The organism is Falcatimonas sp. MSJ-15 (assembly GCF_018918265.1).
In the GTDB taxonomy this organism is placed as follows: Bacteria; Bacillota; Clostridia; order Lachnospirales; family Lachnospiraceae; genus Falcatimonas.
In genome coordinates this window covers 70,452-91,508 of the sequence record NZ_JAHLQC010000009.1, presented here as the reverse complement: position 1 = coordinate 91,508, position 21,057 = coordinate 70,452, and the positions used below count along the sequence as shown (strand labels likewise).

At 33.0% G+C, this 21,057-nt stretch carries 21 protein-coding genes; 1 reads left to right on the top strand and 20 read right to left on the bottom strand.

The window, feature by feature from the left end; all coding sequences use genetic code 11:
• Position 1 precedes the first annotated feature (1 nt).
• From KQI85_RS08650 to KQI85_RS08565, 18 genes are all read right to left on the bottom strand, one after another.
• Positions 2-784 (bottom strand): ABC transporter ATP-binding protein, encoded by a 783-nt coding sequence (locus KQI85_RS08650; protein WP_371820578.1) that lies wholly within the window; start codon positions 782-784, stop codon positions 2-4.
• Between the two features lie 186 nt (positions 785-970).
• A complete protein-coding gene (locus tag KQI85_RS08645) occupies positions 971-1,384 on the bottom strand; it encodes a DNA-directed RNA polymerase subunit alpha C-terminal domain-containing protein (RefSeq protein WP_216575691.1) in 414 nt (137 codons plus the stop codon).
• Positions 1,323-1,841 (bottom strand): Lrp/AsnC family transcriptional regulator, encoded by a 519-nt coding sequence (locus tag KQI85_RS08640; RefSeq protein WP_216575690.1) that lies wholly within the window; start codon positions 1,839-1,841, stop codon positions 1,323-1,325. Before KQI85_RS08640 ends, KQI85_RS08645 begins: the two co-directional genes overlap by 62 nt.
• A gap of 261 nt (positions 1,842-2,102) precedes the next feature.
• Positions 2,103-3,200: a transglutaminase domain-containing protein gene (locus tag KQI85_RS08635; protein WP_216575689.1), complete on the bottom strand. Its 1,098-nt coding sequence runs from the start codon at positions 3,198-3,200 to the stop codon at positions 2,103-2,105.
• 256 nt (positions 3,201-3,456) lie between these two features.
• The gene (locus KQI85_RS08630; RefSeq protein ID WP_216575688.1) at positions 3,457-5,424 is read right to left on the bottom strand and encodes a S9 family peptidase; all 1,968 of its coding nucleotides are present in this window, start codon (positions 5,422-5,424) and stop codon (positions 3,457-3,459) included.
• A 19-nt stretch (positions 5,425-5,443) separates the two neighbouring features.
• Positions 5,444-5,728, bottom strand: a complete 285-nt coding sequence (locus tag KQI85_RS08625; protein WP_216575687.1) for a DUF4160 domain-containing protein — start codon at positions 5,726-5,728, stop codon at positions 5,444-5,446.
• A complete protein-coding gene (locus KQI85_RS08620) occupies positions 5,728-5,952 on the bottom strand; it encodes a hypothetical protein (protein WP_371820577.1) in 225 nt (74 codons plus the stop codon). The genes KQI85_RS08625 and KQI85_RS08620 overlap by 1 nt, the downstream gene beginning before the upstream one ends.
• Complete coding sequence (locus tag KQI85_RS08615; RefSeq protein WP_216575686.1) at positions 5,949-6,221, bottom strand: hypothetical protein; 273 nt, start codon at positions 6,219-6,221, stop codon at positions 5,949-5,951. Before KQI85_RS08615 ends, KQI85_RS08620 begins: the two co-directional genes overlap by 4 nt.
• Before the next feature lie 103 nt (positions 6,222-6,324).
• On the bottom strand, positions 6,325-6,537 hold the full coding sequence (locus KQI85_RS08610) for a hypothetical protein (protein ID WP_216575752.1): 213 nt from the start codon (positions 6,535-6,537) through the stop codon (positions 6,325-6,327).
• A 128-nt stretch (positions 6,538-6,665) separates the two neighbouring features.
• Entirely contained in the window at positions 6,666-7,790 is a 1,125-nt protein-coding gene (locus tag KQI85_RS08605) for an RNA-guided endonuclease TnpB family protein (RefSeq protein WP_216575685.1), read from the bottom strand.
• Positions 7,791-7,861: 71 nt separating this feature from the next.
• Positions 7,862-8,251, bottom strand: a complete 390-nt coding sequence (locus KQI85_RS08600; protein WP_216575684.1) for a hypothetical protein — start codon at positions 8,249-8,251, stop codon at positions 7,862-7,864.
• Between the two features lie 120 nt (positions 8,252-8,371).
• Entirely contained in the window at positions 8,372-12,475 is a 4,104-nt protein-coding gene (locus KQI85_RS08595) for an Ig-like domain-containing protein (protein WP_216575683.1), read from the bottom strand.
• 246 nt (positions 12,476-12,721) lie between these two features.
• Positions 12,722-13,534: a class I SAM-dependent methyltransferase gene (locus tag KQI85_RS08590; protein WP_216575682.1), complete on the bottom strand. Its 813-nt coding sequence runs from the start codon at positions 13,532-13,534 to the stop codon at positions 12,722-12,724.
• A gap of 269 nt (positions 13,535-13,803) precedes the next feature.
• Complete coding sequence (locus tag KQI85_RS08585; protein ID WP_216575681.1) at positions 13,804-14,076, bottom strand: hypothetical protein; 273 nt, start codon at positions 14,074-14,076, stop codon at positions 13,804-13,806.
• Positions 14,077-14,310: 234 nt separating this feature from the next.
• Positions 14,311-14,586 (bottom strand): uroporphyrin-III methyltransferase, encoded by a 276-nt coding sequence (locus tag KQI85_RS08580; RefSeq protein ID WP_216575680.1) that lies wholly within the window; start codon positions 14,584-14,586, stop codon positions 14,311-14,313.
• Between the two features lie 233 nt (positions 14,587-14,819).
• Positions 14,820-16,589 (bottom strand): hypothetical protein, encoded by a 1,770-nt coding sequence (locus tag KQI85_RS16550; protein ID WP_253293804.1) that lies wholly within the window; start codon positions 16,587-16,589, stop codon positions 14,820-14,822.
• Between the two features lie 114 nt (positions 16,590-16,703).
• Complete coding sequence (locus tag KQI85_RS08570; RefSeq protein ID WP_216575679.1) at positions 16,704-17,102, bottom strand: SdpI family protein; 399 nt, start codon at positions 17,100-17,102, stop codon at positions 16,704-16,706.
• Positions 17,103-17,224: 122 nt separating this feature from the next.
• Positions 17,225-18,157, bottom strand: coding sequence for a ketopantoate reductase family protein (locus tag KQI85_RS08565; RefSeq protein WP_216575678.1), 933 nt, complete (start codon positions 18,155-18,157; stop codon positions 17,225-17,227).
• 210 nt (positions 18,158-18,367) lie between these two features.
• Here KQI85_RS08565 and KQI85_RS08560 point away from each other — a divergent pair, with 210 nt between their 5' ends.
• Positions 18,368-18,796, top strand: a complete 429-nt coding sequence (locus KQI85_RS08560) for a hypothetical protein (protein WP_216575677.1) — start codon at positions 18,368-18,370, stop codon at positions 18,794-18,796.
• Positions 18,797-18,960: 164 nt separating this feature from the next.
• Here KQI85_RS08560 and KQI85_RS08555 read toward each other — a convergent pair whose 3' ends face one another.
• Positions 18,961-19,992 carry a sugar kinase gene (locus KQI85_RS08555; protein WP_216575676.1) on the bottom strand — a complete coding sequence of 344 codons (1,032 nt, stop codon included), beginning with the start codon at positions 19,990-19,992 and terminating at the stop codon, positions 18,961-18,963.
• Positions 19,993-20,134: 142 nt separating this feature from the next.
• Complete coding sequence (locus KQI85_RS08550) at positions 20,135-20,890, bottom strand: IclR family transcriptional regulator (protein WP_216575675.1); 756 nt, start codon at positions 20,888-20,890, stop codon at positions 20,135-20,137.
• Between the last annotated feature and the right edge of the window lie 167 nt (positions 20,891-21,057).

Sequence of the window (21,057 nt, the reverse complement as noted above, 5' to 3'; positions counted from 1 at the left end):
ATTACATATCCTCCTTTGAATTATTCTTATATAACTCAAAGAATGCATCTTCGAGATCCTTAGTATCTGTACTCTGTAATATCTCTTTTAATGTTCCTTCGCATACTTTTTGTCCACCAATTATTACAGCAATTCTGTCACAGAGTTTCTCAGCCTCCGACATTATATGCGTTGATATTATGACAAGCTTTCCCTGTTCCTTAAGTTTTTTTAGATAATCTGTTACAGAACGTGCTGTAATAATATCAAGTCCCGATGTAGGCTCATCAAATATTACAATCTGTGGATCATGTACAAGGCTTACTGCTATCGCTGCTTTTTGCTTCATACCTGTTGAGAGTTCTTCTATCTTCTTATCTTCGAATTCTCTTATTCCAAAATAATCAAAAAGTTCCTGTCTTCTACTATCTATCACATCATCATCTACACCATGAAGTCTTCCAAAAAAATTAAAAAGGTACTTTGGTGAAAAATGTGGATCGAGTTTTATCTCATTAGTAAGAAAACCTATCTTGCTTCTTACCATCTCTGCATTCTTCACAGTATCATAACCTGCAACACTGATATCTCCACTTGTAGGTGTAAGAAGTGTTGATATACATCTTAATGTCGTTGTCTTACCGGCACCATTTGGTCCTAAAAGTCCGAATATCTCGCCATTCTCGGCGCTTAGGCTCACATTATCAACAGCTGTCTTCATATTCTTCTTAGTCTTGGCTGCCTGCATCTGTTTCTTACTAAGCTTATATATCTTAGTAAGATTATTAATCTCAATCATTGCCATAACCTATTCTCCTCCCGTATATCTGAAACTATGTTTCAGTAATTCTCATTGCAAAATATTATACATTAATATTACCTATAATATAGTAAATTATAGGTAATATTTTAATTGCATTATACTTTGAACTTCAAAATATATTTTATACTATATGACAACATATTACAAGGTTAAAATTTTTTTCCATTTTTATTCAGGCATTATTCCATTAAGTTTTAATACATCCATAAGATATTGCTGTCTTTTGTCTTTAGATAACTGTGAATACTGATAAAAGAATAATCTTCCACTTATCTCATATACACTTGTCTTACCACAATTTTTAATCTTCTCAAGTTCTGAAAAAGACTCTATATTCTCAATAAGTTCTCCAATTGTATGGTAGCCTGCTCTTTTTAATGCATTTGAAGATCTTACTGACAGATCCATATCTGCAAAGTCTGTACTTAGTAATGCTTCATTCATGTAAAAAATAACCTTAAATGATTTTCCTTTTACAACAGTCTGTATGTCCTCCATTGTAAGATCCCCCGGCAGATTCTCATTCATGTCTACTATCAAATCCTCTGGCATCTGTAATACTGATCTCTTCTCTTCTTTCATAATCAATTCCTCCATCTACGTCTTTATAAGTTGATGTGATTACATCAAAAGAAAATTCTCTTACATCCGTAAAAATCGTTCTCAATTTTCGATAAAACACATCCATTGCCTGCATATCACCGGCAACACCAATTGCAATAATCTTACAATCCCCTGAAGATGCCTGAACTTTAAGTATCATATCACTTTTTGCCAAAACTTTAACAACATAATCATAATGTTCCGGTCTTGGGCTTACATTAACTATAAATTCAACCGAAGTATCAACCTTCTTAGGTGCAATCTTCACCTCATAGCCTCTTATAAGACCAATCTCCTCCATATCCTGAATTCTGTTCTTAACTGCTACTCTTGAGATACCAACATATTCTGCAAGTTCAGAATATGTATATCTTGCATTCTCCTTAAGCAGTGTAAGTAATGTATTGTCAATGTTATCAAGTCCATTAATTCTCACAATCAAGTCCCTCCTTCATTGCAAAAAAAATTCATAAATCTTCATTGGCTGTAATATATATATAATACCACAAATTTCATTTTGTAAATACACTTTATAACATATTTGTTACATTTCGTAAGTATTATCTCTCATACTATACAAAATGTAAGTACTTGACATACATTTTGTATAATATGTCTTTTTATTTAATTTTACACTTCTGTATGAACATTTTTTACTAATATTCTTTTAGTAACATTCTTTTAGTAATATATTTAGTTATTCTATATTCATCTTATTTATATAATATCTTGCTATTACATAACTTAACACAATCACTGATAATGAAGATACATAATAGAATACTCTCTTTAGTGGTCTTTGATTACTTGCTTCATTAATAGTTGATATATTATCAACATTACCGCTTTGTTTGTCATCTACTCCATTCATCTCTTCACTTTCTCCATCTTTATTTGAGTTACCATCAAGTGTAATCACTTCAACTTTTCCACCATTATTTTGTGAAGAACTATTATCCTGTGATATATTATTAGCATTGCTATTCTGATTATCTTTATTATTAACTGCACTATTATTACTTGATTTGTTGCTATCCAAATCGTCTACATTATCTATTTCATTATATATATTATTATCTTCATCATTATCATCACTATCTGACACTTCTCTGTCAAAATATGATACTGTTGCAAGTGTAATATCTCCATAACTGCCATGTTGGACTCTGTCACTTCCTGCAAGACAATAATTCTCCGGTGTACCTGCCACATCATCAGCATAGCAGTCGACATAATACCATTCGCCTGATATTTTTACTACATTCCATGCATTATCACCAGACTCAGAAGTTCCATATTCTATCTGACACTCATATCCATAACAGTCCATTAATTTTTTAAAAAATAATGCATATCCTTCACTATCGCCAATCTTATTATAATAAATATTATATAAGATATCTGAATCAGTCTTTGCTATACTATTATCACTCTTTGGTTCTGTATTATAATATATATAATTATAAGCATTAAAAATAGTTCTTGCTACATCTTCACTTCGCAGACCATCTGCAAGTTTGGCTATGTCTTTGTCAAGATTACTTCGCAGAATATTCATATCAGCATCTGTATCTATGTTTTCTGCATTAGCATCACAATATTCTATTTTTGCATTATCCATAAGCTGTGCTGCATATATAGGATATTCCCACAAGTTCAAATACATAATCTCTATTATCAGGCATATTATACATATTAATATATATGGCATATATACCAATAATGAAGTTCTTATATTATCTTTATTATATTTTTTCATATCCATATTATACTTTTTCATATTATATTTTTTCATATTCATCACCTTAATATTTATCGGCATAGTTTTTTATCTAATCTTATTTTGTTTACTTAAATATTTATTAGAAGTGAACTTTTTTACTAGATAACATTAACAAGGTTATGAACCTATATACAACTTTTCGCTTATTGAAGTATACTAAAAAAAACTTACAATATTCAGTAATATAGAAAAAGCAGATATTTTTCATACCTGCTTTTTCTACTATACTCAACTTCAGAAAGAATCTGTGTTAAATTATTGTATATTCTTATCCTCTATGATTCTCAAACCATTCAGTAATCTCTTTAAGTCTTCTGATTCTATGTTTTGGCTTACCTGTTCTTGAAAGGTCATGATTCTCACCTTTAAAACATACCATCTTACTCTCTATACCATGTGCAACAAGTGCTGTATACATCTGATATCCCTGATCTATCGGACATCTGTAATCCTCAAATGAATGTATGAACAAAGTCGGTGTCTTACACTTATTAGCATATTTTAATGGACTGTGCCACCACATATCATCAACTGATGGCCATATTGTTGTATCATTCTGATCCTCTGCAAATTCAACACCTATATCTGACACTCCATAGAATGAGAGCCAGTTAGATATAGAACGCTGACTCGCACATGCTCTAAATCTATCTGTATGTCCGATGATCCAGTTAGTCATAAATCCGCCATAAGAACCTCCTGTCTCAAAGAAGTTCTCTACATCCATATCCGGATATGCTCTTAAAGCTTCATCGCAGAATGCCATAATATCATCATAATCAACTGTACCATATTTACCACGAATATCCATATATTCTCCACGTCCATCTGATCCTGTAGGATTACAATATATTACAAAATATCCAAGATTAGCCCAATATTGCATCTCATGATAGAATACCGGTCCATATACTGTCTTTGGTCCACCATGAATATCTATAATAACCGGATATTTCTTACCTTCTTCATAATTGTAAGGTTTTAATACAAATCCATGAACTTCATGTCCTGCTGTTGTAAAATTAAGAATCTCAGGAATTGCTATATACTTACCACGCATCACTTTATCATTGAATGAACTTACTTTTTTACACTTCTCATCATAAAGTTCCTGTGGTCTCATATCCCATAATGCAGACATAAGAATCTTATCACCATATATATCAAAATTATCAATTGAACCTTCTTTATCAATAATACATGTAATTATTCCATCTTCAAGTTTATACAGTTTGGCACTGTCATACTGTGTTGATACAAAATAGAATGTATCTCCAACTATCTTAGTCTGTCTTCCACCACCATAACGCACATCTGAACCTACAGAACTTCCAAAAGCCTGACCAAATGTAAGATATGGTTTAATCTCAAGAGTATCATAATCCATTGTATAAAAATCAGCATCTGTATTCATTCCATATTTGTCATCTGCTACTAGAAGAAGTGCTTTTGATTCTCCAAGATAGTAATCATGTATTTTGAAATCTTTATTAAGTTTCTTAATAACTGTCTTTTCAAAAGTCTTAAGGTTAATTCTTACTAATTCACCACCGGCAAAATATTCAGGTCTTGCAATACTTTGATCAAGCTGTGTAAAATATGCCCATTCCTCTTTTTCATCAACTTTTACATTAGATATACCCATTCCTGTATCAGTAAGCAATGTTAATCTATTTTTCTTAACATCATAATAATAGAGGCTTGTATATTCACCTCTTATGAATGTTCCACCATTCCACCACCATGGATTCTGTGTGATGACTTCATAATCTGCTTCTTCCTGTGTATGTGCAAAATATGCTTCTACTCTCTTTTTATCTCCCTTATACAGATCTTCATATCCAGGATATACAGATGCTGTCACAAGTAGATTACCATTCTTAAGATGTACTGTCTCTGCAACAGGAACCGGAATTGTATATGCTAGTTCCGCTTCCCCGCCAGTTGTCTTAATTCTGTAAAAATATGAATTAAGATTCTTTTCATCTTTTTTATTCTCTCTGTTACTTCTAAAGATAATTGTCTCATTATCTTCCCAAAAGAAGCTACTCTCGCCACTTCCTGATGTAAGTTTACTTATCTTGCCATCTTTTACAATATTAATGTGGCCTTCATACTTATTCTCATCTTTTTTAACATCAGTTACAACTACTGCTGCACACTTGCCATCCGGTGCATATGTAATACCTGAAAGGTATTTTAATTTACAAAAATCTTCGATATCAATCTTTTTCATACTTTTCTCCTTTATATTGTTAGTTTTCTTGTCCATAATAACCATTTTCACTATACTCAGCCCATTTTATATACATATCCTTATAATTATCTTTTATAAAAGCCTGTATTTTGGTTACTTCCCTGTCTGTAAGAATACCCTTTTTTTGAACTATTGTATCTCCATTATCTTTAACAAAAAATTTTGCCGAACCAGATTCTGTAAGTTTTCTATCACTAGCATGAACATGCATACATTCAACTGTACAAAATGATGTGAAATATAAATAGTATCCAGACACCTTAAATTCATAATATTTAGGCATTATTCTTCCTCCAAAAATTTCTTATTTTTCATATAATAATCTCTAACTATTTGAATTTCGATATCATCCATTGTAGTTTCTAAAATTTCTCCTTTTAAAGATAATACACTTGCTTTATTCGGTTTATTAAGATTAAGAACTCTAAATCCGTCTTCACATCTTTTAAAAGCATACCCATTAACAATCATATCTGCTTCATCAGCTATTTTTTTTATATCAATCACTGTTCAATTCTCACCTCCTTAATTTGTTCTAAAAACGTCTCTGGCACAATATACAACTTCTCTAATATTGGAATTAAATCAATATATTCTTCTTCACTCTTATCATTGTGACTATACTTTGCCATAACAACAAGATAACCATTATCCCACGTTTTAACTTCGGTATACCGTTCCAATGAATATGGTGCTTTAAATCGTATTACACAATCTTTATAACGAAAAACCGTATACCCTCCCATATTACTAAGAACTGCATAATTAATATTCATTTTCACACTTCCAATCTTCCCATTCTATAATATTTTATAACTAAAATATATCTGAATTATATTATAGATAAGTAATACTTCCTTTGCAAGTCGTTTTATGATGCTATTTTTTCATTACTATACATCTTTTTTTGAAAAATGATATTCCGTAACATAGTGCTTCATCATAAGTATCCTCAAATTCTATTGCATACATCTTATCATCTATCTGTTCTATAGCTCTCATACATGATTCTTTAAGCTGTGACTGGGCTTTGCAATATTTAGCGTGAACTACTCCGACTTGTAGAAGTCGGAGCTTCTTGCTTCCTGCCATATATATAGCATCATACAAAAATCCTTTGTAATCCGACCTCGGTTATTATCACACCTATTTGGCAGTTTTCCCAAAATCTCCACAAGCGTATTAGTTTGGCGAGTTCCTCACCTACTATATTTTATTATTTAAGCTGACAAAAGTCTTAGTCCTTCGTATTTTATGTTTTGTGCGGCATTAATATCCCTGTCTATATTTTTTGTACCACAGGCAGGACAATCCCAACGCCTTATAGATAAATCTCTAAGTTTGGAGTTCTTAAATCCACAGCAGTGACATAACTGGCTTGACGGAAAGAACTTATCTACTTTTATAAAATATCCGCCTCTGTCTTGTAATTTATAGCAAAGCATATTTAAAAACATACCGTATCCGTTATCCAAAATAGCCTTACCATTGCCAAAACCTTTATTTGACATAGCCTTCATATTTAGAGCTTCCACACATACGCATGAGTACTGTTTGGCTATCGCAGTAGACTCTTTATGAAGGAAATCTTTTCTTTGGTTTGCTATATGTCTGTGAATTTTGGCAATTCGTTTTTGCTGTTTATTATAGTTGTTGCTGCCGATAATCATATGTTTCAGTTTACGCTGTGACTTGGCAAGTTTCTCAGCTGATTTGCGATAATAATGAGGCATATCAGCGGTTTTACCGTTGCTATCCACATATAAGCCATCTGATTTATAATCCAATCCAATAGTAACTGCATCTGTTACAGGAACGTCACAAACAGTTTTATCGTACTCAAACAGAACTGATACCTGATATGTATTATCTCTATTCTGGACTACTGTAGCTGACTTTATCTTCCAGTTATTATCCGGAACACGATGTATTTTGGCTTTTACTTTGCCAAGTTTAGGTAATTTAATGTAGTTATTTCCAATCTCAATGTTTCCGTTTGTAAAATTGGTTGTATAAGATTTCCTGGCTTTATGTTTATTTTTGTATTTTGGGAACTTGCCGAGATGCTTGAAAAACCTGTCATATCCGTCAGACAAATGATAAACAGCATTCGTTAATGCAAATTTATCCACTTCTTTAAGAAATGGATAATCTGTCTTTAAATGTTGGTTACAGTATGTATTGGCTGACATTTTGGATAAATGTTTCTCGCCCGATTTATGCCTGTTCTGCTGAACTGTAAGCATCTGATTATACACAAACCTGCAACAGCCAAAAGTCTTTTGGCATTGTTCATTCTGTTTGTTGTTTGGATATATAGCATAAATAATTGCTTTATTAGCCATCAGACTTCCTCCCTTGTGACTGTATGTACTGTTTTATATCACAACATAACAATATTGTCAATATAACGGTACTAACCCCTCCCTACTTCGTAGAGGAAGGGGATTGTGTACCTGATTTTTTGTTCAAAGATCTCTTTAATCTCAAGATTTGGAATAATAAGTGCACTCTTTCCATCTGGTATCTGTTCCCTAATATTACTATCTTTATCAATGGTAAGATAACCTGTCAGATATAAAATACTCCAAAGATTATCTTCAGATGAATTGAGATAATCATATGTAAGATTATCTTCTATATGCTGAACTATATAATGACCCGCTAATAGTTCTTCCATCTTGCCTGTAATCTCTGTTCCTGAACAATCTATAAATGATCTTATAATCGCATTATCACTAGTATTCTTCCAATAACCACAAGGTTTAGCATTACTATCTTTTTGCAATTCAAAAATATAATTCATTACATTACCTGCATAAAATGCAAACATTACATTAAATACATAAAATACAAACGCAAAAATACGGGCAGCCCCCACTACCCGTATTTTTTTCTATCTCTATATTCTCTAACCAATTCCCTGCTATCTCTTAAGTGCAACTACTGTTACTGTACATGATACTGTCTTACCTTCTATTGTTGCATAGATTGTACATGTTCCCGGTTTTCTTGCTGTTACAAGTCCACTCTGTGATATCGTTGCTACTCGGTTATTACTTGTTCGCCATGATATTGTCTTATCTGGTGCATAATCAACGAATAGATTATAAGTATCATACTGTTCAAGACTTATAGCTGTCGAATTCATCTGTATTACACTTATCTTACAACTGTCTTCTGTTCCTGTTACTGATGAATATGCTGTTACTTCTGCAACACCAGGACCTACTGTTGATATCGTACCATTACCATCAACTACAACTACTGATGTATCTGATGATACCCAATTGATTCCTTCTGTTGAATTACCAGGTGTAAGTCTTGCTTTTAATGTTCTTGTCTTACCTCTTAACATTACAAGATCATCTGAATTAATCTTAACTCCTGATGCTGATATAGCAGGAACTACTGTTACTATACATGATGAACGAACATTATTACCATCTGTTGACGTTGCAGTTACTTCACACTTACCAACTGCCATACCTGTTACCTGTCCATCAAAATCTACTGTTGCTATATTAGAATCACTTGATGACCATGTTACACCCTGTATTGTTGCATCTGACGGATATACTGTTGGTGTTACATATACTGTTTCACCTACAATTATTGTTACTTTTCTTCTGTCAAGTCCTATCTCTGTAACTGGCTTTATTACTGTTATTGTACATGTTCCGACTGCACCACCGCCATCGTTTGCTACTACTGATATTACTGCTGTACCATAATTAACTGCTCTTACAACACCGGCTTGGTCTACTGATATAATACCCGGATTATTAGATGACCATGTTACACCTTTATCTGTTGCAGTTTCCTTAGCAACTGTTGCTGCTAATTGCATTGATGCACCATAATTTAAGTATGCCTGTGTTCTGTCAAGTGTAATAGATGATACATATTCTTTTACTGTTATATTACATACTGCTGTGAGCTGTCTTTCTTCTGTTGTAACTTTTATTGAACATGAACCACCTGCTACTGCTGTTACAATACCATTAACATCTACTGTTGCTACTGATGGATCACTTGATACATACGTAACATTTTTATTAGTTGCTTCAACCGGTAAAACAGTTGGTAGAAGCATTAACTTGTTACCTGCTATCATATTCTCACTATATGTATTTAATAAAATACCAGTTACCGGTTCTGTTACTGTTACTTCACAATATCCTGCGACACCACTGTCAAGGCTGACTGCTGATATTGTACATTTACCTGCTGCTACTGCAACACACTGTCCATCAGAACCTACTGTACATATCTCTGAATTAGATGATACCCAGTTAACCTGCTTATTATTAGCATTGTCTGGAGATACCGTAGCACTAAGCCAGAAATAAGTTCCTTTTACAACTGTCATCTGACTTTCGCTAAGTGATACGGAAAGTACTGGCTGAACTACTGTTACTGTACAGATTGCTGTATAGTTGCCATCATTTGCAACACATAATATATTACATGAGCCTGCATTTACTGCTGTCACATATCCATTTTCATCTACTGTTGCAACTGACTGATCTGATGAACTCCATGTTACTGTTGTATCTGTTGCATTAGCCGGTTCAACTGTTGCTGATAATCTCTGTCCAAAACCAATTCTTAATGTTAATTCTGTATAATCAAGTGTTATATTAGTTACAGGATTAGTTATATCTAACTGAATCTGATCTGTCACAACTTCACCATTTTCATTAACGCCATCTGCCTGTACTACAATTGCTGCTGTACCAGGCGCTATAAATTCTACAAGACCATTTTCATTAACCTTTGCTACTGATGGATTTAATGACTTCCATGTCTTTCCTTTATTAACACCATCACCATCCGGTGTTATTGTAGCTGATAACTGAAAACTTCCTAATCTGTAATCTAATTCTAATGCCTGATCTCCTGTCTTCTGATCAATCTTAATTCCTGTTAAAGCCTGTGTGACTTCATAAGTTACATGTGCCTCATACATTCCATCTTCTGAGACAACTGTTATTGTTACTGTTCCACCTGCTTTAAATGTTACCTGAACTTTTCGTGGATTAGTTGAATCCTGTTCAACTTCAGCTATATTGCTGTTAGATGATATCCACTTAAGATTACCATTATATGGTTGTAATTCGTTAGTAAATGATGCTGTAAGTTCATAAGTATTACCTATTACCGGTGTTATAGCCTTATCATCAATAATCAATCCGGTTACCGGATTACCAACTGTTATATTACAGCTTGCTGATTTTGTACTTCCACCAACTTTCTGAACTGCAGTTACAACTGCCATTCCTGTATTATCAGTTGTAGCTTTTATACCCTTTATTCTTATCTTATGATATCTTACTTTACCATTACTATTAGTCTCGTTAGTTACTACATTACCATTCTCATCATATACTGTTGTAGTTGTTATTGTACTACTCTCTGTACCATTCTCGTCAATAAGTGTTACACATCCATTAGCACTTACTGACCATGTAACCGGGTTAACTGTATTAGTTACATATGCCACTAATTCTATTATTCCATTATCAGGATTATCTGTACTATCCTGATGAACAGTTACATATGCCTGTTCCTTATCTAATCTAAAATTATCAATTACTTTTACATTAAATGGTATTATAATCTGGTAACCATTAGTAGTACCAGCATCCACATAACCACCGTTACTACCTACCTGACTTGGATTGGAATACTGCTGTAGGTTTCTCTTTTTAATATAATAATCACCATATATTGTTGTTATTTCATCCATATTAACTGTAGCTTTGGCAGTACCACTACTTAATGCTGTTATTGATTTTCCTGTTGTACTAATAACACTTTGAGCAAGACCACCACTTACTAATACTGACGCAAGATTATCATCATCATCAACAATCTGATATGTATCGCCTACATTAATAGTCAGTACATCACTTGTTAATACTGAACGTGGTACAACAATATATACATCTTTCGGTGCATCTGCATTTCTTCCTTTAGGATAACACAATATTTTTCCTACGCCATATGTCTTACCAATAATTCCATTAGCACTATTTTCAAATATATTATCTGCTTCTGTAGGTATCTTCTCATATTCCCAACCGACTGTGTCAGCTAGTGTTCCATCATCAAGTACATTAAACATATCTGAGAGTAAACGTCCCTCATCTTTTAATACTTCAAAATATTTATAAGTTGTTCCACTTGGTCTTGGAGATACAAAGCTTCCATCCTCTGTTTTCATTTCAACTTTTACATATACAGGTATCTCTTCTGTTTCTAATGTAAGATTATAATTAGTATATGTACCTTTGATGCTTGTTGTTCCACCATATTTAGCTTCAAATAACTTACTATCTGTCTGACTTTTCTCAACAATATTATGTTTTGCTTCAAACACAACATCATCTAACTTTGCCACTGTATTACCCAAATCTTGAATTTGAAGTGTATCATGATTTACAGCACTTAATAGGTCATTTCCCCTACTTGATGTTATTGCACCTTGTACAAATGGAACTTTTACATATATAACAGTTTCTGCTCTTTGTTCTTTTTTTGTAAGATCTATTGCCCCATTAGCATCAACACCATATTCACTTGTTATAATCGTAATCTTAGCTATACCACTTTTTTCTGCTGTTATTTTAATCTTATCAGTACCTGTTGATGCATTATAATCTCGCAACATCTCATAATCAGTATCAGCAGGAGCTGTTGCATTGGCTACACCTGTTCCACCTGACATCATTTCAATTTTTACAACATCTCTGTCATCACTTGCTACAGTATATACTGCTTCAACTTTACCTTTACCATTTTCATCAAGTCCATTTATATAACTATAATTAATCTCTGCAGATGAATCTTTATCAATCTCTACAATGTATGGACTATCTGCTGTTCCACTTCCTGTGATGTTGCCACCACTTATCGTAACTGCTAAGTCTGCACTCGCTGTCGCATACCTTATTCCCACAGCCGTAACTCCAAACACTACCATAAGCCCGACTATGTACTTCCAATACTTTCTAACTCTCTCCATAACTCTAACCTCCATGAATCAACTTCTATTAAAGTTTTGATAGTTCATATCAATTATAAAAACCTACTTACATATTTTTGTTATCGGTTAAGAGTTAGGTATTGTTAATATTTTTTCTTATTGTATATAGTAGTATTTGCTTCTAAATAAGAAACCTGCTTATCAACTTATCAATTTTTGTGCAATAAACAGTTACTATCAGCCTATTAGTTTTCCTCATCAATAATAGGCAGACTTATCAATTCTTCAGTTCTTCTCAAATATAAGTATCTTCTCTGTAACTTTCTTGATAATCGGAATATTCTTAAATGGTTTTAATATAGGTTTAAGTGCTATCATCCCTCTTATTATATTATCATCTTTTATACTGTGAAAACCTTCTGCGATATCCTGCATCTCCAAAAAAGTATTAGCTCCGAACTTAAATCTGGCTCCTGTCGCCTGAACTGATTTTTCTAATTTTTCCTGTTTTACCCACATAGGCGAAGTCGTCTCCATCATTACATACGCATTATCAAAATTATCTCTTATAATCTTTAACAGCTGTGCAACTTCCTCACGTTCAAAATACATCGTTAAGCCTTCTATTATAAATAACATCTTCCCACGTTTTGTAATATATTTTGGCCAATTATCATCAAGTGCCGAACAGGCGACCTGGCTTACTCGTCCTTCTTCTTTAAGGAATTGTCTACGCACCGCTATTGTCTCTGGAAGATCAAGATTATACCATGTTATCTTACCATTATCTAGTCTGTAATAACGTGTATCTAGTCCACATGCTATATTAACAATTACAGCATCTGGATTCTTCTCAATATAGTCTTTAATCAATTCATCAAATACTATTGTTCGTGCAGCTGTTCCACTACTCATCATTATATCTTTAGATGCTTTAGTAAAATCATAATCAAGTTTGCTTGTAATCTCAATAGCTTTTGCATCATAGAATTTATGATTTTTAGCCATTGAATGTTTAGCTCTTGCATATACTGTAAGTAACATTGTCTGCGCTATTCCCTCAAGTTTCTTCTCATTTTTCTCCATTACCATATCCATATATATTTCTCCTCATTAATTATGATTATATTATTGTGATTACACTATGTCTAATCACAAGACTAATCTTTAGTCTGCATAAAAAAACAGCATTAAGTTAGTTTAATCTAACCCGATGCTATTTTATCATATTTTGAGTAAAAATCAATATTATTGTAAGATATGTTATAACGAGATAACATTAGTTAGTTATATATAACCACATTTTACCCCACAAAACTTTTTACAACCAAAAGCAAAACCATTCTAACACTTTGTTACATACCTATCTATTTCACCTGTGGGAAAAATACAACACTTCTGTCTTCTGCTGCTTCCACCGATGCACCTTCTAATTCAAAGTCTGTATCTTCTATATTATTAGAATCGAAATACTCTGTAAGATCCATTATAAGTTGCATATATGACTGTTGTGCATCAAGCTCAACTGCAAGACACTTTACATTTTCGTCAATCATGCATTGTGGTTCATACTCTTCTATAATACTATATTCGTTGTGTATTGATACATATTTTCTAATTGCTTCTCTTATTGTCATCATCTTATTTTCTTCCTTATTATAATTTTTATTATTATCATAGCACATTTCTCTCGTTTTTTCTTCTCTTCTTCCATTTTATTTACTCCAACATTTAAATAAAAACAAACGATACTAGTATTTTTTATTTAAACTAATATCGTTTGCTTTTACTATATTTGCTTTTTACTATATTTAATTTTTTATCATCTCTATTTTAGGTATATATTACACTTTTCGCTTCTATATTTACCATTACTAATAGAATTCATAATCATCCGGATCTAGTCCGGCTTCTTCTAGTACTTCGGCTTTCTCATACGGATCCATGAATCTCAAATCCAATGGATCTATCCCTGCTGCAAGAAGTGCAGCTTCTAGCTCGTCTTCATCATCCTCATCATCTTCTTCATCTTCATAATCAGCTGATAATCCTGTATGTTTCTCTTCATCTGCACGTAATAAGTCTTCAGCTATAAGCATATCAACAATATCAACATCTCCGTCACCATCAAAATCCATCCAGTCTCTCATAACAACACCCTCCATTCTCTAACCCATGTTTAATCTTATAATTAATAATAATTAAGTTTTATTAACCATGATGCTTATCTGCTATTATCATCTATATAATCGGCTCTTTGTTTAATTATTATAATGTGATATCTGTACCCTATAACTAATAATATATCAAATTAGAGGACAGCTTCAATATCTTTACATCTTACTTATCAATTATAAGATTTTTATGATATGTATTTTTAATGCTAATCTTCATCCGTTTCAAGATATCTAACTCTCTTACCATTCTTTTTAGCATACTCTATCTCAGATTTTGTACTGTCACCAATATAACCGCCTACATTTATAACATATATTTCATCTGACATATCAATTTTTCTCTTATGCATATCATCAAGCATTATTTTTGTCTTTGTTATAGTTCCTTCGTCCATATCTTCCCATACTTCTTCATCTCCAGAATGTCCGAATAATCCAACCGACAACACAATATTTCCTTCTAATGTAAGCCTTTTTTGAGCTTCAATAAATTCTTTCTTAAATCGTGTACTTCCACACAATGTAATTACGGGATACTTACTCTTTTTGGCACTTTCTCCTGTTGCAAATGCGGTATTATATTTTTTCATGCTTCTCATAGCTATTTTCATAGCTTCAACTGTTTCTTCTGTATCCTTAATCTCTGTCTTTAATTTCTTTTTCTCTTCTTTATCATCAATATTTTCTTCTTTTATTTTTAAATCTACTAAGGCTTTCTCAAGTTCTGATACATTCTTAACGTACTGTTCATATATCGTGTTTGAATATTCTATATCATGCTCATCGTTAAGAAATATCTCTCTAACTGAGACAATAAGCTTTGCTGATTGAATAATAGTACTCTTTTTCCCAATAATTCCTGATGCTCCAACTAATGTTCCGACTCCAGCTCCGGCACCAATTCCAAGCATTGCTCCACCGCCGACAATAGCCATAGTTCCACCTGCCATACCAAGTCCACCACATGCAACTGCGCCGCCTCCAAGATATGCAAGGCACGCACTTGTTAATGCTGCTCCATTTAATCCTACAAAATTAGAACCGACTAATCCTACAGCAATTGACGGTGCAAATGCTCCGGCTGTCACGACAGCAACGATAGTAACTCCGGCTGCTATCGCTATACCTTTAATAATGTTTTTCATAACTTCATTAAGTTCTGATATTACTTTTTTATATGTCTTTCTTAAACGTTTTATATATCCTTTTTGATAATATTCGCCATCAAATAATTCATCTAAGAAATCATCACCCTTTGACTCAGAATATTTTTTAATTGGAACTTGCAATTCTCTATATTTTTTAGATGGTACTTCTTCTCCCTTGTCATTTTTAACAGTACTTAATGCATAATATGGTTCAAAAAGCATTGCTTCAAGTAACACTAATCTAAACCATGTATCAGATGGATTATTGCTTTCAACAATTGCTATAATTTCATCTTTATCATACCAATTAAGACTTACATTCTCATTATTCATGAATTTTGGAAAACCTATTGTCATATAGTTTTTCCACTCTTGAAGCCATTCTCTTTTTAAAGCTGCTACTTTTTCACCGCCAATTAAACCTTTTGTCTGCTCAATGTCATTAAGTACTTTCAGATATTCAATATTATATAATATCTCTGTCTGTTGCAATGTTAATCCAAATTTTTCACTTTTCATATCAGCATATATCCTCTCATATATTTTTTCATCCATTTTGGCATATACATTCTGCTCAATAATTTTATACATATCTCTTATTTTCTTAAGGTTACGAGTCTTTAATAGATTTACATATTCTGCTCCTAATGCTAGTGTAAGTCTTCCTAATCCTACATAATTAACTGATACAAAATATTGTTCCGTCACAACTGCATCTGTTAAATCAATTGCACAAAAAACACTTGTTGATATAGTTAATAATCTTGTAAGTGTAACATTATTATATGGCTTTATTGTATCCCAGTTAATTTTTTTAATTTCGCTCATACTGGTAACATTTTTATCCTTCACTTCACTTAATATGCGTCTGATAAAATAAAAGCCTCGCACTATACATTCGCTCCTGCCTCTTCTAATTCTTTAATTGCATCTTCATATCATTCATTCTTCTAATTTTGGTTTTCCAGTTCTTCTGTGTCCATCCTTGTCGAATTCCTGCTTTAATGCTTTCTCTACAATACCAATAGTCGCAAACATTATTATACATTGTATTGATATAATAATTGAACCTACTACGCCAACAATATCATCATTTCGGTTAATCACAAAAAAATTGACTATTATTGATGGAACAAGCATTACAAGTCCTAGTTTCATCCACAGCTTTCCACAATACCGCTGTGCAAAATACCACGTATCTTCGTTTTTACTTGACATTCTTGTCCTATAACCCATTATTCCGTTTATAGATACTTTAGTCGAATGCATCCATTTTCCAGCAACAATCATTAATATTGGTATTAATAAATTCTGCGTAAACATAAATATCCAAAATCCCATATATACTACCTAACCTTTCTTTTATAAAAAACTATATATATCCATTTTTATAAATTCATTTTCTTATAAATTCATTTTTTCATAAATTTATTTTATAATATCGTTTTTAAGCGGCTAGTATTTTAGTAATCAAATCTTCCATCATTCTTTTCTTCTAATGCCTTTATTATATGATATGTGTACTCATTATATGGTGTTGGTATTCCAAGTTCTCTACCCATTCGAATAAGTGCACCTGAGAACATATCTATCTCTGTATGTCTCTTGGCATCCAGATCTTGTAGTGTTGAATATCTTGCTGTCTTTGGTACTTTACTTCCTCGTGCTGATGATTTGTCTAACTTACTCATATCTATGCCTTTTGCATTCGCTATTGCTTCAAGCTCTCCTTTAAGTCCGTCACTTATTGCTTTCATATGCTCACTGTCTTGATAGCATCCAACTCCCGCACCAAGAACTGCCTGTGGAAGGTTATTACATACATTCAGTCTGAATTTGCTCCACATCTCTTCAACTATATATTCTGTATTTCGATAATGAACTCCTGAATCTTTAAAAAGTTCTTCAATAGCAACTATTCTCTCACTTCTATAAGGTTCTTTTTTCTCCCCGAATATAATTCCTATTGTAGTCTCCGGATCAAATCTATATCCTTCTCCATCCCTACGAGATGCAACTTTTATTAGCGAATGAACAATATTTGACATTCCTATCTCTTTTGCTATTATCTCTTCACTGTCAACACCATTCATCAGGCTCATTACTATTGTATTCTTGCTAACAATCTTCTTAATATCTGTAACTGCTTGTGTAAGTGCGCCATATTTTACAGATACAATTAAGAGATCTACTCCTTGTGCTTCTTCTGGTGTCCATACTTCAGGATTATATACTTTATCATTAATTATAATTCCCTTCTTTAATCGCTCAGCTCTCTCTCCTTGTGCTATTACTCCAAGTCTCACAGAATCTGTAACACCTGACTCCATAAGCCCCCATATAACATACGAACCAACTGCTCCAGCTCCTAATATTGCAACTGAATTAATCTTCATGTAAATCTCCGCCTTTCATTCTGTCCTTCTTATTATGATGTCGTGGTCAAAAGCCCCGACTTTGATGCCTACGAATTGTTCCATGCTATGCACTCCCACAATTCTACCATCATCATAATTACAATTATACAGCATGATTTAGCATATTGCACTATTAATATGAACAATGTATAATAATGTAATGAGTTTACTTACGGGAGGAAATTTTTGATGAAGTACGTTTTTTTCATTATTGCTCTATTAGCACTATGGATACTAAGTCTTGTATTTATATGCCGATGGACTATTAAGGATGGTAAGAATCGCCATTTAAAATATGAACTTTGGACTGTTATTAATGCTCTGCTGCCGGTTATAGGATTCATTCTCTATTCTATCTTCATAAGACGTAAAAAAATATGTCGCTGTAGATTCTGTGGTGAAAGCCATGACAAGAAGCTTGAACATTGTCCTAATTGTGGTGCTATATCTTCTGATGAAGATATCATTGAAGTTGTCGGTAATAATCCAGCACCTGCTTCACTGCTTGTATGGTACTTTACTACAGTTGTATTATTCATTATAGTCTTTGTTCTATTGTTGATTAATATTGGTGGTGATGTGATCAATTTTTTTGAATCATTAGAAGGACTTAATTAGATAATATTTCTTAACAAAAATCCATCAAAAAAGCTGTTACTTAAGCGATTATACAATCGCTAAAGCAACAGCTTTTTTATTCGCATCTCAATATGAATCTTATATATTCAATCCAAATGCATATATTATATTGTATAATTATCTTTTTCGATTAATCGAAAAGACTATCTCTGAACACGTCCTGAAGCATCTCCGCCAGCAAGTGCTTCAACTTCTTTTCTTGATACAAGGTTGAAGTCACCAGGAATTGTATGTTTAAGAGCTGAAGCTGCTACACCATATTCAAGAGCATCTTTGAAGTTCTTACCATCAACTAAACCACAAATAACACCACCTGCGAATGAATCTCCACCACCTACACGGTCAACGATTGGATGAATTGCGTATTCTTTTGAATGATAGAATTCTTTTGTATCTCTTGAATAGATACAAGCTGACCAACCATTATCTGAAGCTGAATGGCTTACACGTAATGATGAGATACAATATTCAAAGTTGTAATCAGCTACCATCTGTTCGAAGATTGATTTGTATCCAGCAAGTTCAAGTTCACCACTTGTAACATCTGTATTACCTGGTTTGTAACCTAATACTAATTCAGCATCTTCTTCGTTACCGATACATACGTCAACATACTGCATTAAGTTCTTCATAACTTTCTGAGCTTTTTCTGATGACCATAATTTTTTACGGAAGTTTAAGTCAACTGATACTTTTACGCCATGTTTCTTAGCTGCTTTAAGAGCTTCTTCAGTTAATACTGCTGCTGAATCTGATACAGCTGGAGTAATTCCTGTGAAGTGGAACCAATCAGCACCTTCGAAAATTTTATCAAAATCAAAGTCAGCAGCTGTTGCTGTTGAGATTGAAGAATGAGCTCTATCATATACAACTTTTGATGGTCTCATTGATGAACCTGACTCTAAGTAGTAGATACCAAGTCTTTCACCACATCTAGCGATGTTTTCTGTACCAACATTGTATTTTCTAAGAGCAGCTACTGCACATTCACCAATTTCGTTATCAGGAACTGCTGTAACGAACTGTACATCATGTCCATAGTTAGCAAGTGAAACTGCTACGTTAGCTTCACCTCCACCATAGTTTACATCAAATTCATTAGCCTGAATGAATTTTTCATTGCTAGGTGTAGATAATCTTAACATGATCTCACCCATAGTAATAACTTTTGCCATTGTAATAATCTCCTTAACTTATAAAATTATTATTTGTTACCTAATTAATGTTATCCCTTTATATAAGCATTAATTCGTATATACGATTGCAATTCATAATTGCAACTTCATAATCTAGTTTATAACCTACCAAGCTATTTTGTCAATATACAAATCCAAGAAGTTTTGAAACTTCTTCTGCTTTTTGCTTTACAAGTTCTCCCTGACATTCATAATCTTCGTCGGGTCTGTATAATCCTGAAATACTAATAGCACCAGTAACCTCGCCTGTACTGTCATAGACAGGAGCTCCTATACATACCATATGTTCTTCAAGCTCACGGTAATCCATTGCATATCCACGTTCTCTTATGGTTGCAAGATTATTACGTAGATCATCACCAGTTATGATCGTGTAATCCGTTCTTTTTCTGAACTTGGTTCGCTTAATTACTGCTTCTATTGTATCATCATCCATAAATGCAAGCATTGCTTTGCCAAGTGAAGTGCAATACATTGGATTCTTAACGCCTACTGTTGCTGTTGTTATAACCGGATTCTCCGGCTCATATTTACACAGATATACTATCTCATGACCAGTTGGCACTCCAAAGAATACTGTCTTACCCACTTCTTTGGCAAATGCTTTTAATACTGGCTCCATCATCTCAACTGAATTGAGATTATTGGTATAACTTATACCTATTCTATATGCTGTAAGTCCTATTGAATATCTTATCTTCTGATCTTTATTTACATTAATCACATTCATCGTAACAAGTGTTGTCACTATATCATACGCACTTGTCTTAGGGATCTCAAGTTTCTCGCATATCTCATCAAGAGTTACGCCTTCACTGGCTTTTGATACAAGTTTTAATATGTCAATAGTACGTTGTGTTGTTCTATTTATCTTCATGCTATACCTCTCATTTTTAACTATATTACTAATATCAACCAATAGATACGTTTTAGATATCATTGCAGGTAATATTAGCAATATCTATTATATTTCAGAAATACAATATGTCAATCTGGTAATAGCAATACTACTGCTGCTTAAAGATTAATTATAATCTATTATCA